The organism is Streptomyces sp. QH1-20 (genome assembly GCF_041283565.1).
GTDB classification, from domain to species: domain Bacteria; phylum Actinomycetota; class Actinomycetes; order Streptomycetales; family Streptomycetaceae; genus Streptomyces; species Streptomyces syringius.
Window position 1 is genome coordinate 5,398,545 of record NZ_CP166299.1, and the last position, 13,318, is coordinate 5,411,862.

The 13,318-nt window shown below is 72.2% G+C and carries 11 protein-coding genes; 7 read left to right on the forward strand and 4 right to left on the reverse strand.

Translation table 11 applies throughout. From position 1 onward, the window contains the following. Positions 1–12: 12 nt before the first annotated feature. Entirely contained in the window at positions 13–2,433 is a 2,421-nt protein-coding gene (gene lon, locus AB8O64_RS24630; protein ID WP_370421445.1) for an endopeptidase La, read from the forward strand. Between the two features lie 102 nt (positions 2,434–2,535). Next, entirely contained in the window at positions 2,536–3,123 is a 588-nt protein-coding gene (locus AB8O64_RS24635) for a Uma2 family endonuclease (protein ID WP_370421447.1), read from the forward strand. A 28-nt stretch (positions 3,124–3,151) separates the two neighbouring features. Here AB8O64_RS24635 and AB8O64_RS24640 read toward each other — a convergent pair whose 3' ends face one another. Beyond that, positions 3,152–3,982 (reverse strand): pentapeptide repeat-containing protein, encoded by an 831-nt coding sequence (locus tag AB8O64_RS24640; RefSeq protein WP_370421449.1) that lies wholly within the window; start codon positions 3,980–3,982, stop codon positions 3,152–3,154. A 243-nt stretch (positions 3,983–4,225) separates the two neighbouring features. Next, entirely contained in the window at positions 4,226–4,669 is a 444-nt protein-coding gene (locus AB8O64_RS24645) for a nuclear transport factor 2 family protein (protein ID WP_370421450.1), read from the reverse strand. A 104-nt stretch (positions 4,670–4,773) separates the two neighbouring features. On the opposite strand from AB8O64_RS24645, the gene AB8O64_RS24650 reads away from it, so the two are divergent. The 3 genes from AB8O64_RS24650 (at position 4,774) to AB8O64_RS24660 (ending at position 8,191) form a co-directional block, all read left to right on the forward strand. After that, positions 4,774–5,343, forward strand: a complete 570-nt coding sequence (locus tag AB8O64_RS24650; RefSeq protein WP_370421452.1) for a PadR family transcriptional regulator — start codon at positions 4,774–4,776, stop codon at positions 5,341–5,343. A 100-nt stretch (positions 5,344–5,443) separates the two neighbouring features. Beyond that, positions 5,444–7,672, forward strand: coding sequence for a molybdopterin cofactor-binding domain-containing protein (locus tag AB8O64_RS24655; RefSeq protein WP_370421454.1), 2,229 nt, complete (start codon positions 5,444–5,446; stop codon positions 7,670–7,672). A 60-nt stretch (positions 7,673–7,732) separates the two neighbouring features. Then, entirely contained in the window at positions 7,733–8,191 is a 459-nt protein-coding gene (locus tag AB8O64_RS24660) for a (2Fe-2S)-binding protein (RefSeq protein WP_130879906.1), read from the forward strand. Between the two features lie 14 nt (positions 8,192–8,205). On the opposite strand, the gene AB8O64_RS24665 is transcribed toward AB8O64_RS24660, so the two are convergent. Then, a complete protein-coding gene (locus AB8O64_RS24665; RefSeq protein ID WP_370421456.1) occupies positions 8,206–9,219 on the reverse strand; it encodes a TrmB family transcriptional regulator in 1,014 nt (337 codons plus the stop codon). A 151-nt stretch (positions 9,220–9,370) separates the two neighbouring features. Here AB8O64_RS24665 and AB8O64_RS24670 point away from each other — a divergent pair, with 151 nt between their 5' ends. Beyond that, positions 9,371–12,202, forward strand: coding sequence for a M4 family metallopeptidase (locus tag AB8O64_RS24670; protein WP_370421457.1), 2,832 nt, complete (start codon positions 9,371–9,373; stop codon positions 12,200–12,202). A 114-nt stretch (positions 12,203–12,316) separates the two neighbouring features. Here the strand turns inward: AB8O64_RS24670 and AB8O64_RS24675 are convergent, their stop codons facing one another. Beyond that, positions 12,317–12,520, reverse strand: coding sequence for a hypothetical protein (locus tag AB8O64_RS24675; RefSeq protein WP_370421459.1), 204 nt, complete (start codon positions 12,518–12,520; stop codon positions 12,317–12,319). A gap of 218 nt (positions 12,521–12,738) precedes the next feature. On the opposite strand from AB8O64_RS24675, the gene AB8O64_RS24680 reads away from it, so the two are divergent. After that, entirely contained in the window at positions 12,739–13,233 is a 495-nt protein-coding gene (locus AB8O64_RS24680; RefSeq protein WP_184732606.1) for a MarR family winged helix-turn-helix transcriptional regulator, read from the forward strand. Positions 13,234–13,318: the final 85 nt, after the last annotated feature.

Sequence of the window (13,318 nt, forward strand, 5' to 3'; positions counted from 1 at the left end):
GAAGGGGAGATCATGGCTTCGACGTCCACACCGCTCACCCTGCCCGTGCTGCCGCTCGACGACGAGGTGGTGCTGCCCGGCATGGTGGTGCCGCTCGATCTGACCGATACCGAGGTACGGGCCGCGGTGGAGGCCGCCCAGGCCGCCGCCACCGGCGACAACAAGCCGAGGGTGCTGCTTGTGCCCCGCGTCGAGGGGACGTACGCGGGCGTCGGCACGCTCGGCACCGTCGAGCAGGTCGGCCGGCTCTCCGACGGCGACCCCGGCGCGCTCATCCGCGGTGTCCGCCGCGTCCGCGTCGGGGCCGGCACGACCGGCCCCGGGGCCGCCCTGTGGATCGAGGGCACCCAGATCGAGGAGATCACCCCCGATCCGCTGCCCGGCGCGGTCACCGAGCTGATGAAGGAGTACAAGGCGCTGGCCACCAGCTGGCTCCGCAAGCGCGGCGCCTGGCAGGTCGTGGACCGCGTCCAGCAGATCGACGACGTCGCCCAGCTCGCCGACAACTCCGGCTACTCCCCCTTCCTCACCGTCGCCCAGCGCGTCGAGCTGCTGGAGACCGCCGATCCGGTGGCCCGGCTGAAGCTCGCCGTGAAGTGGCTCGGCGACCACCTCGCCGAGCAGGACGTCGCCGAGTCCATCGCCAAGGACGTCCAGGAGGGCGTCGACAAGCAGCAGCGCGAGTTCCTGCTCCGTCGTCAGCTGGAAGCCGTCCGCAAGGAGCTGGCCGAGCTCAACGGCGACCCGGAGAACGAGTCCGACGACTACCGCGACCGCGTCGAGGCCGCCGACCTGCCGGACAAGGTCCGCGAGGCGGCCCTCAAGGAGGTCGACAAGCTGGAGCGCTCCTCCGACCAGAGCCCCGAGGGCAGCTGGATCCGCACCTGGCTCGACACGGTGCTGGAACTGCCGTGGAACGAGCGCACGGAGGACGCCTACGACATCGCCGGCGCCAAGGCCGTGCTCGACGCGGACCACGCGGGCCTCGCGGACGTGAAGGAGCGGATCACCGAATACCTGGCGGTGCGCAAGCGCCGCGCCGACAGGGGGCTGGGCGTCGTCGGCGGGCGGCGCGGGGGCGCGGTGCTGGCGCTCGTCGGCCCGCCGGGGGTCGGAAAGACCTCACTGGGCGAATCGGTCGCCCGGGCCATGGGCCGTAAGTTCGTGCGCGTCGCGCTCGGTGGCGTACGCGACGAGGCGGAGATCCGCGGCCACCGCCGCACCTACGTGGGCGCGCTGCCCGGCCGGATCGTGCGGGCGGTCAAGGAGGCCGGTTCGATGAACCCGGTCGTGCTGCTCGACGAGATCGACAAGGTCGGCTCCGACTACCGCGGCGACCCGGCGGCGGCCCTCCTGGAGGTCCTCGACCCGGCGCAGAACCACACCTTCCGGGACCACTACCTGGAGGTCGAGCTGGACCTGTCGGACGTGGTGTTCCTGGCGACGGCGAACGTCCTGGAGGCGATCCCCGAGGCGCTGCTCGACCGCATGGAACTGGTCCGGCTCGACGGCTACACCGAGGACGAGAAGGTCACCATCGCCCGTGACCACCTGCTGCCCCGGCAGCTGGAGCGCGCGGGCCTGGAGCCGGGCGAGGTCGGGCTGGCGGACGACGCCCTGCGCAAGCTCGCGGGCGAGTACACCCGCGAGGCGGGCGTGCGCACCCTGGAGCGCTCGATCGCCCGGCTGCTGCGCAAGGTCGCGGCCCAGCACGCGCTGGGCGAGCGGGAACTGCCGCTGACCCTGGGCGCGGACGATCTGCGTGCCCTGATCGGCCGCCCGCACCACACGCCCGAGTCCGCCCAGGACCCGGCCGAACGCCGCACGTCCGTACCCGGTGTGGCGACGGGCCTGGCGGTGACCGGCGCGGGCGGCGACGTGCTGTTCGTCGAGGCGTCCCTGGCCGATCCCGAAACGGGCGCGGCGGGCCTGACCCTGACCGGTCAGCTGGGCGACGTGATGAAGGAGTCCGCGCAGATCGCCCTGTCCTTCCTCCGCTCCCACGGCGCCGAACTGGAACTGCCCGTCGGCGACTTCAAGGAGCGCGGCGTCCACCTCCACGTCCCCGCGGGCGCGGTCCCCAAGGACGGCCCGAGCGCGGGCATCACGATGACGACGGCCCTGGCCTCCCTGCTCTCCGGCCGCCGGGTCCGCCCGGACGTCGCCATGACGGGCGAGGTCTCGCTGACGGGCCGCGTCCTGCCCATCGGCGGCGTCAAGCAGAAGCTGCTGGCCGCGCACCGGGCGGGGGTGACCACGGTGATCATCCCGAAGCGGAACGAAGCCGACCTGGACGACGTCCCGGCGGAGGTCCTCGCCAAACTCGACGTCCACCCGGTCTCGGACGTCCGCCAGGTCCTGGAGCTGGCCCTCGAGCCGGCGACGTCGGCCTCGGCCTCGAAGCCGGCACCGGAGATCGTGGCCGCGGCGTAGGGGTGCGGGGGCCGGGCCGGGGCCCGGGCGTGTCCGGCCCCCCGTGCGTATCGTTGTACCGCGCGGCTGCTGAAACCAGTGGCAGCGGGGAGGAGCGCCACGGTGACCATCGCACTGACCGACAGGACCGAGATGGCCGACAACGGCGAGCCGAGTTCGGACGAGATGTTCGAGCTTCTCTGCGGGATCGTCCCCGAGGGCTACAAGGGCGAGATCGTCGGGGGAGCTGTCCACATGGCGCCGCAAAGGGGAACGCACTGGGAAATCATCGGGGATGCGTTCCTGCAGCTGAAACAGCACTTCGGGCGCCGGAGCAGGATCATGTCCGACGTCCGCCTCGACCTCCCGGGTGAAGGCAATGCCTTCGCCCCGGACCTCTTCAAGCTGTCGGACGACGCCGAACAGGACGGGAAGGGCCGATGGCGCTACCAGGACGTCGAGTTCGTCCTTGAGGTGATCTCGCGGGGGACCGCTGGTAACGACTACGGCACCAAGATGGCCGCCTACGCCGTCGGCGGGATTCCGGTGTACGTGATCGCCGACCCGTACACCCGCCTGTGCCACGTGCACACATTGCCGAAGGACGGCGAGTACCGAGGCAGCCTGACCCTCGACTTCGGCGACCCGATCGACCTCACCGACACCGTCCTCGGACTGACGATCACCACGGACGCGTTCCCCCGGGACTGAGGCCGGCGTGTGCCGGCCCCGCCGCGGACTACCAGTGCGCCGGACGGTTCAGCGCCGGCGGCAGCTTCGTCGTGGGGGAGCCCTTCGCCGCGTTGAGCTGGGCCTGGGTGAGGAAGAGGCTACCGGTCAGGTCCGCGCCGGACAGGTCGGCGTCGCGGAAGTCCGCGCCGATCAGGTCGGCCGACCGCAGGTCGGCCTTCTTGAGGTCGGCCGCGATGAGGAGGGCGCCCCGGAGGGTGGCGCCCCGCAGATTGGCGCCGCCCAGCCTGGCGCCGATGAGGTCGGCCCCCCGGTGGTTCTTCTTACGGCCGGGGACGTCGGCCCGTACGAGCTCGCTGGCGCGCAGCAGCAGGGTGTTCACGCCGTGCCGGACCTCCGCCACGTCCACCTTCACCAGCTCCTCCGCGCTGCCGCGCGTGAGGCGGTCGGTGTCGTTCAGGGCGCGGCGGAGGTCGCCGTGCAGGGAGCGGGCGGCCGGCATCGACAGGGCCTCCGTCAGGTACCACAGCAACTCGTGGAGCTGCCGCATGACGGGGAACACGTCGAACATCTGCCGGGCCGATTCAGGGGCCTCCCGCCAGTTCCGGCCGAGGAAGGTGACCTGGGAGACCTTCTGGCCCGCGCCGAAGCAGTCGAAGACGGTGCAGCCGGAGAAGCCCCTCTCCCGCAGCCGGGTGTGGATGCCGCAGGTGAAGTCCGTCTTGAGGTTCGAGCACGGCTTGCCCGCGTCCTTGTTCACCGCGAAGTCCGCCGAGGCCGCGAAGGGCAGCGCGACACAGCACAGCCCGAAGCAGCTTCCGCAGTCCGCCTGCAGATCGGCGCGGTCCGGGGCGGGGGAGGGGGCGTCCTGCTTCGGCAAGGTCTCTGTTCTCCACTGACGACATGAGCACGGCGACTTTCCGCCAGGCTCTGGGTACGGCCCCTATTGTCCCCCAGGTGCGCAGGGCGTGTCTTGTGGATCTTGCCGGGCTCGCGTGCCCCGGCACGCACACTCGCCGCGTTGTCGTCAGTCGCCAATGCTCCGCAGTGGCTCCCTCCTCCGCCTTGCGATCGCACGCACCGGACCCCGCTCCCTGATCCGGCCTGATCCACAAGACACGCCCTACCCCTCCGCCGAGGCGGCGGCCGGGGCCGGGACCAGACCGTCCGCCACCAGGCCCGCGAACACCGCCCGCCCCAGCGTCTGCACCGCGGACTGCGGGCGGACCATCACGGTGAACTCCTTGATCCGGCCCTCCTCGTTGAACTGCAGCATGTCGATGCCGTGGATCTCCTTCCCCTCCACCGTGGCCCGGAAGAGCAGGATCTCCGACGCGGCCTCGTCGCCGTCCGTGCTGGTCTCGGCCGTGCCCTCGAACCCTCCGATGTAGCGGAAGTCCTCGAACGTGCGCAGCAGCACGCCGAGCAGGCCCAGCACCATGGGCCGGCCCTCGAAGGGGGTGAACTTCACCGGGCTGTAGAAGCGGACGTCCTCGGTGAACAGGCCCTCCATCCCCGCGAGATCACGCTTCTCCACGGCGGTACGGAAACGTTCGGCGATCGGCATGACTGCTCCTTCTCCCACGCACGGGATACTCAAGGATCTGACTAGTCACTTTCTTGAGTAGATATCCTGCGGTCCCGGGCCGCGAAGGGGAAGGGGTCGAGCCGATGGCTTTGCGACATGCCGTGCTGGCGGCGCTGTTGGACGGCGAGCGCAGCGGATACCAGCTGGCCAAGGCGTTCGACGTCGGCGTCGCGAACTTCTGGCACGCGCTGCCCCAGCAGCTCTACGCCGAGCTGGCCAGGCTGGAGCAGGAAGGGCTGGTCGCGGGCCGGGAGGTGGTCCAGGAGACCCGGCCCAACAAGCGGCTGTTCCACGTCACCGACGTCGGCGCCGCCGAGCTGGAGCGGTTCGCGGGCGCCGCGTCGAAGCCCTCCTTCATCCGTGACGACCTGCTCGTCAAGGTCCGGGCCGCCGACCGCGTCGGCACCACGGCGGTGATCGCCCAGCTGGAGGAGCGGGCGGCCGTCGCCACGGCCAAGACCGAGCTCTTCGGCGAGCTGCTGCGGCAGATGCGCGGCGAGGTGGACGAGGAGGAATTCCTCCTCCGCGGCGAGCGGATCGGCCCGTATCTGACGTGTCTGCGCGGTCTCGCCTTCGAGCGGGAGAACCGCGACTGGTGCCTGCGGGTCGCCGGCGTCCTGCGGGAGCGGCGGACGGTGGCCGCCGAGCGGTGAGCGAGGTCTGGCCGGGTCGCCTCTTGCCCTCGCCCTACCCGCCGGTAATGATCTTCGGAGGGTCCGGCACCGGCGGCGGGCCGGGCGGGACGGAGCTCTCATGGCGGAACCCAGCAGGCGCGGCTTTCTCACCTACCTCGTCGCGGCGCCCACCCTCGCCGTGGCCACCGGCCTCGGCACGGCGGGAGCGGCCGGCGCCGCCCCGGCCGTCGCCGACGCCGCGGCCGGCGCCCCCGTGCCCAGCCTGCCCGCGACCGCGGACCTCGTCGATCTCGGGGACATCCTGATCCTCGCCGGCGCCCCCACCGCCCACATGCTGGTGCTGACCGTCGGCGAGGACGGCCGGGTCTCCTTCCGGCTGCCGCGCGAAGAGGTCGGGCAGGGACTGACGACGGCCGTGGCGATGCTGGTGGCCGAGGAACTGGACATGGCCGTCGACCGGATCGACATCCGACTGGAGGACGCGCGGCCGGAGTTGCTCTTCGGCCAGTTCACCGGGAGCTCCAACTCCATCCGCTCGCTGTACGGCCCGGTCCGGCACACCGCCGCCGCGGCCCGGGCCCGGCTGGTGCGGGCGGCCGCCGCCCGGTGGGGCATCCCGGCGGGCGGGCTGCGCACCCGGGGCGGCGCCGTCGTGGCGCCGGACGGGCGCAGCGCCCCGTACGGGTCCCTCGCGGTCGAGGCCGCCGCGCGTGACCTCGGCGCGGTCACCGCCGCACCCAAACCGGAGTCCGCGCACACCCTCGTCGGCACCCCCACCTCCCGCATCGACGCCCGGGCCATGGTCACCGGCAAGCAGCGGTACACCCTGGACCTCGACGTCCCCGGCGCCAAACCCTGCATGGTGCGCAGACCGCCCACCCTGGGCGGCACCGTGCGGTCCGTGCGGAACGAGGCCGCCGTGCGGGCCATGCCCGGAGTCCTCGACGTCGTCACCATCCCCACCGGCGTGGCCGTCGTCGCCGAGACCTTCGGACAGGCGCTCGACGCGAAGAACAAGCTCGACGTCGCCTGGGGCCCGGGCACCGTCGACGGCCTCTCCGACGACGACATCCGCGCCCGGCTGAAGGCCGCGGCCGCGCCCCTGGTGGACCTGCCGCCGCTGACCCGGCACATCGACGCCGAGTTCGACTTCGCGTTCGCCAGTCACGCGCCGCTGGAGACCAACTCCGCGGTCGCGGACGTCAGGGCCGACCGGGCGACGATCTGGTCCGGGCTCAAGGGGCCGATCGTCGCCCAGCAGACCATCGCGAAGGAACTCGGGCTGCCCGTCGACAAGGTCACCGTCCACGTGGTGCAGGCGGGCGGCTCCTTCGGCCGGCGGCTGTTCTTCGACGCGGCCCTGGAGGCCGCCCGGGTGTCCCGGCGCAGCGGGCGGCCGGTGCGGCTGATGTGGTCCCGCGTCGACGACATGCGGCACGGCCGGATGCGGCCCGCCACCCACCACCGGATCCGGGCCACCTACGCCCTGGGCAAGGTGCTGAGCTTCGACCACCGGGTGGCCGCCGTCGAGACCGACTTCCGGCACGGCCTCGGCGAGATCCTCAGCGCGACCGCCACGAAGCTGCCCGGCGGCCTCGGCAACGCCGCCTTCGCGCAGACCCTCTTCCACACGACCGTCAAGTGCCCGTACCACTTCGGCGTCACCACCCAGCATCTGACCGAGGTGCCGCTGAAGATGCCCACCGCCTCCTGGCGGTCGGTGTACTCGGCGAACACCCGGGGTGCGGAGGAGATCCTCGTCGACGAACTGGCCGCGAAGCTGGGGAAGGACCCGGTGGACTTCCGCCGCGCGTGCCTGAAGAGTCCGGCGCAGCGCGCCGTGCTCGAGAAGGTCGCACGGGAGGGCGAGTGGGGGCGGCCGATGCCGGCCGGGCACGCGCAGGGGGTCGGCTACCACGAGGAGTACAAGTCCCGTACGGCCTGCCTGGTCGAGATCGACGCGCGTGATCCTGCGAAGCCGCGCGTCACCAAGGCCGTGATCGCGGCCGACGTGGGGCGGCCGATCAACCCGCGCGGGCTGGAGGCCCAACTGCTCGGCGGGCTGACGGACGCCATCTCCACCACGCTGCGGGCGGGGCTGCACATCGACGAGGGACTGCCGCTGGAGGGCAGTTACTCGCAGTTCCACTACGCGCGCCAGCAGGACTCCCCACCGGACGTCCGGATCTTCATCATGCCCGCCACCGGGGAACCGGGCGGCGCGGGGGAGCTAGGGGTGCCGGCCGCCGTCGGCGCGATCGCCAACGCCTATGCCCGGGCCACGGGCACCAGCCCCCGGCGCTTTCCGGTCAACTTCGACGTCGACTTCACCCCCTTCCCCCGCTAGCTCACGTCACGAGCTACCACCGGGCCCGGCGCGGGCCGAAGCCAGAGACCAGGAGCTTCCATGCCCTCCCACACCTTCACCGTCAACGGCCGGTCCGTCACCGTCGACGCCCCCGACGACCTGCCCCTGCTGTGGGCGCTGCGCGACCTGCTCGGCATCCGCGGGCCCAAGTACGGCTGCGGGATCGACGTCTGCAAGGCCTGCACCAGCCATCTGGACGGCGAGGCCGTCCGACCGTGCGTGGTACCGGTCTCCGAGGCCGCGGGCCGTGACGTCACCACCATCGAGGGCCTCGCCGACGGCGACACCCTGCACCCCGTCCAGGAGGCGTGGCTGGAGCAGGACGTCGCCCAGTGCGGCTACTGCCAGCCGGGCCAGATCATGGCCGCCGTCGCCCTGCTGAAGCGGACGAAGAACCCCACGGACGCCGACATCGACGCGATCGCCAACGTCTGCCGCTGCGGCACGTACTTCCGCATCCGCGAGGCCATCCACAGCGCGGCGGCGAAAATGCGCTGACCCGCGCGGGGCGGTCAGCGCTCCAGCCACCCCCGCAAGGTCGCCTGCGCGCCCGCCTGGAAGCGGGTGTCCGCGCCCAGCGCGTCCAGCAGCCCGCTGATGCGCCGCCGGGCGGTATGGACGTGGACGCCCAGCCGGCGGGCGATGGCCTCGTCCTTCAGGCCCGCGGCGAGGAGACCGAGGAGCTCCCGGCGGTGCTCGGAGACCCGGCCGTCGCCGCCGGAGGCGCCGAGGGGGACCGCGCGGTCCCACACCGTCTCGAAGAGGGGGAGCAGCGCGTCGCGCAGCAGGGTCTCCCCGATGACCAGGGCGGAGGCCGCCGGGTCGGTGGTGTCGGCGGGCGGCAGCAGGGTCACCCGGCCGTCGACGGCGATCAGCCGGGTGGGGACCTCGGTGGCGGTCCGGACCCGCACCCCGCGCCCCGCCAGGGTCGTCAGGGTGCGCAGCCGGTCGGCGTCGAGGCCGTCGCGCCGGACGGCCATCCGGACCCCGACCCCCCGGGCGGGCAGCGCCTCGACGAGCGCCTCGAACAGCGGGTCCGTCGCCGAGCCGCCCGGACAGGGCGGGCGGTCCAGGACGACGACCTCGCGCTCGGCCGAGGCCAGCAGATACGCCGTGCGCTCGGCGATGGCCTCCGCGCCGCTGACGGCCTCCACGCCGCCGCCGACGGCCGTGCCGCCGGCACCGAGCCGCCCCGCGATGTGGTCGGCCGACAGGCGTAATCGCTCCAGCTCGGCCGATTTCAGATGCAACTCCGCCTGCCTGCGGTGGATCAGCGTGCGGATGGCCGAGGCAGGAGCCACCGGCCGGGGCAACGGCCGCCGGCCCCCCGGACCCGACGGCGGGCCGGGCAGGGTGAAGCCGTGGTCCCGTAATCGGGCCAGGGCAGCCTCCAACTCCCCATACGCCATGCCGAGTTCATCCGCCAGTGCCGCCGCATCGGGCGCCCGGTCGCTCAACAGCGCCTCATAGACCCGCTCCTCGGCCTCCCCCAGGCCAAGGGCGTGCAGTTCCGCCCCCTCGATCATGTGAGTGATTGTTACCCCGGGTCTGGAACACACACAAGTGTGCATGTTCACTACTGAACCCCCACGCCCCATTGATGAGTTCGCGCCCCACCCAGTTGCATGGCGCTGCCCGGAGATGTCCCGGCGGTCAGGCATGTACGGAGGGAAATCCTTGCGTAAGCCCAGAGCACGTTCAGGAAGATCGAGCATCAAAAGCGGAATATCGGGCGCGGCGGCGCTGCTCGGTGCTGCCGCGCTCGTCGTCACCGCGGTGCCCGCCCACGCGGCGGCACCCGGCCAGAGCCCGGCGGATGTGATCCCGGGGACGGACACCGCGACCCCGGCACTGGTGGACGGCATCCGGGAGGCGGTGAAGTCGACGGGCAGCGCCGCGGACGCCGCGCGCGGACACCTCGCCGACAAGGAGAGCCGCTACCGCATCGCCGACCCGCGCCGCGACCTCAAGCCCGTGCAGACGCTGAACAGCGGCGCGGGGGAGACCGTACGGCTGCAGCAGAAGCACCGCGGTGTCGACGTCCTGGGCGGCCAGTACGTCGTGCGGATGGAGAAGAGGGACGGCAAGCGGGTCGTCACCGGCACCTCCGGCAAGTACTTCACCGGGCTGAAGGTCGCCACGGAGGCCGAGGTCGGCGAAGAGCTGGCCGTCCGGCGGGCGGTCTCCGCGACCGCCGCCCGGCTCGGCGGGAACAAGCTGGCCACGAAGGACGCCCCGAAGAAGGGCGCCGCGGCGGCCGCACCGCTGACCGGCACCGCGCGCGGGCTGGTCGTCCTGCCCAAGGGCCCCGGTGTGCTCACCCACCACATCACCGTGCGCGGCACGCACCCCGGCACGGGCGAGCCGGTGCTGCGCGAGGTCTACATCGACGCCAAGGCCGGTTTCCCGGTCCTGGAATACAGCGGCATCAAGACGTTCGGTGCCCCCAAGTCGGCGGGCGGCAGCGGAGCCCCGGGCCGGGCGGGCGGCGCCGGGGCGGGCCCCGGCGACGGCGCCGCCGACCCGGGGGTGACGGGCTCGGGCATCCGTTACGACGGCACCGCCGTCGAGCTGGGCCTGACCCACGACAAGGCGCGCAACCAATACATCATGCGCGACCCCTTCCGGATGGCGGGCGGCAGCAAGAACACCCTCTCCACCTGGGACGCGCGCGGCAAGGACGTCGGTGAGGTGTCCGGCCGCTGGCCCTCGGGCATCAAGGAGTTCGGCTCCGAGACCCCGACCTTCGGCAAGGAGGCCACGCAGGCCGGCGCGGTCGACGCGCACTGGGCCGCGGGCAAGGTCTACGACTATTACAAGAAGGTGCACGGCCGCGACAGCCTCGACGGCCGCGGCATGACCATCAACTCGCTGGTCGGCGTCACCTACTTCGGCGACGCGTACGTCAACGCCTTCTGGGACGGCACCAAGATGGTGTACGGCGGGGGTGACGACGAATACAAGACGCTCTCCGCCGATCTGGACGTCGTCGGCCACGAGATGACGCACGGCGTCGTCGAGAACTCCGCCAACCTCGTCTACGCGGGCCAGTCCGGCGCGCTGAACGAGGCGGTCGCCGACTACTTCGGCAACGCCCTCGACGTGGACGCCTCCGGCATGGCCATGGACGACCCGGCCGCCGGGCTGCTCGGCGAGAACCTGTGCCGTACGAAGTCGCCGCGCGACTGCGCCATCCGCGACCTCAACGACGGCGCCACGACCTCGAAGAACTTCCTCGGTGTCGGCTTCGGCACCGACAGCGGCGGGGTGCACCTGAACTCCACCATCTTCTCGGGCGCCCTGTGGGACATCCGCGAGGACATCGGCCGGACCCTCGCCGACAAGATCGTCTACAAGGCGCTGACGGAGTTCATGACCCCGCTGGACGGCTTCACCGAGGGCCGTAACGCGGTGCTCGCCGCCGCCAAGGCGCTCAAGGTCTCCACCAAGGACCTGAACGTCGTCAAGCGCTCCTTCAACGCCCACGGCGTCGTCCCGAACTGGGAGCTGGCCCTCGGCGTCGACACCGACCGCCTGCTGGGCAAGCTCAACACCTCGGGCTCGGGCGTGGGCGCGGGCGGCGGCTGGTGGACGGCGGCCAAGTCCAACGACGACGGCTCCGAGCCGTACTCGGTCTACGCGGGCCGCGCCGACGGCAAGGGCAGCCCGAAGCTGATCAGCCCCAACGACGGGCGCTACCACGTGAACCCGGCGACGGACGGCAAGTCCGTGGTCTGGACGGCGTACGGCTCCACCGGCGTGGACATCCTGTCGCGGCCGCTCGCCGGCGGCCCGATCAAGAAGCTGTACTCCAGCCAGTCCGACCTCGCCGGGGTGCGGGTCGAGGGCGGCGTGGTCGCCTTCGAGAAGATGGAGTTCTTCGCGGGCCGCCACGTCGGCTATCTGCGCGCCGGTGACAAGCAGCCGACCTGGGTGGACGGCGGCCGGGCCGAGCTGGCGACGGGCCTTCCGTCCCTGTCCGGCGGCCGGATCGCCTACGCCAAGGTCTACGCCGAGGGCGACACGTACAAGGCCGGCACCGAGGTGCTGGACCTGGCGAGCGGCACCCGGACCCTGATGGGCCAGATCGGCAACCCGGAGGCCATCGGCCAGACCGGTGTCAACGGCAGCCACGTCTTCTGGCTGGCGGACGAGGTGGGCGACGACGCCGGGCAGATGGCGGTGCGCCGCGCGAACCTCGACGGCACGGGCGCCGTCGACCTCAGCAAGGAGAAGGGCGCCGACGCGCTCTTCCCCTACGACCTCACGGCCTCCCAGGAGGCGGTGACGGTCACCACGCAGCAGCCCGACTCGACCTACCGCAACGAGACGATGCCCAAGCTGTGGCAGTTCCAGGCGGACGGCTCGGGCAAGGGCCGCGTCTCCTGCAACCGCGGTGAGCAGTCCTCGGCGGCGGCCGTGGCCGGCAAGCAGGTGGTGTGGATCGACGGCACCACCGGCACCTCCGACCTGGTGACCCGCACCCGCCCGGCGGGCGCCTGCGGCTGACGGTGAGCCGATAGCGGACCGAGCCGGGCCCCCGGTGCCGATGTGCCGGGGGCCCGGCGTGCGTGGACGCGGCGTGGCGCGAGGCGCCGTGCCGCGTTCTTCCGTGCCGCCGCGTCAGGCGTCCACGAGCGCGTGGTGCCGGGCGCACGAGCCGTGGGGGCGCTCGTGATCACCGGCGGAGGCGAGCGAGGTGCCGGGGAAGGCGGCGAGGAGGACGAGCGCGGAGAGCAGTGAGAGGGCGTAGAGCAGGGCGGAGAGCGGTGAGGAGGCGGAGGGGTGACCGCCCGGTCTCGGGATGCGGGGCATGGGGGTGGGCACGGCGTGCCTCCGTGATGCAGTGGGGGGAGAGAGAAGTGCCATTGGTGTGGTCATGTCATTAGGTCACTCATCAACAAAAGTACGGCCGCTGCCACGCTCCGGATAGGCCCCCGCAGTGCTTCCGTTGGTCTATTCCTGCGAAATACTGTCGGAGCTGCGGCGATGACCGTGGATCCGCGAAAATTTCAGCGGCTGAAAAGCTGGAGAGGGCCACTGACGTGCACCAGATCAGTACTCCACCCCCCGAGGACGCCGGCTCGAACACCCTCGGCGGCAGTGGTGTGGACCAGGCGTATCTCGCCCTGGAGCGTGAGCTGGCCGTCTTCCTGCGCCGCGCCCGCGCCTCCTCCGGTGAGATGGCCCGCGCGGTCCACCCCGACCTGGAGGCGGCGGCCTACGGCCTGCTCGTCCGCCTGGAGGACGCCGGCACCCAGCGCGCCACGGACCTCGCCGCCTATTTCGGCGTCGGCAAGGCCACCATGAGCCGCCAGCTGCGGGCCCTCGCCGACCTCGGCCTCGTCACCCGCGCCCCGGACCCCGCCGACGGACGCGCCTCCCTCGTCCAGCTCACCGAGGAGGGCCGCGCCCGCTTCACCCGCGTACGCAACGCCCGGCGCGCCCAGTACGTCCACAAGCTCGCCGACTGGGACCGCGCCGAGATCGCCGAACTGGCACGGCTGCTCCACCAGCTCAATGTGAGCGCGGAGTCGTAGGGCGCGAACCAGCCCGTCCGGCGCTTGAGGACGCGCCCGCAGGGCGCCCGCCGCCGCAGGCGGCACGACGGGCCGCAGGCCGGAC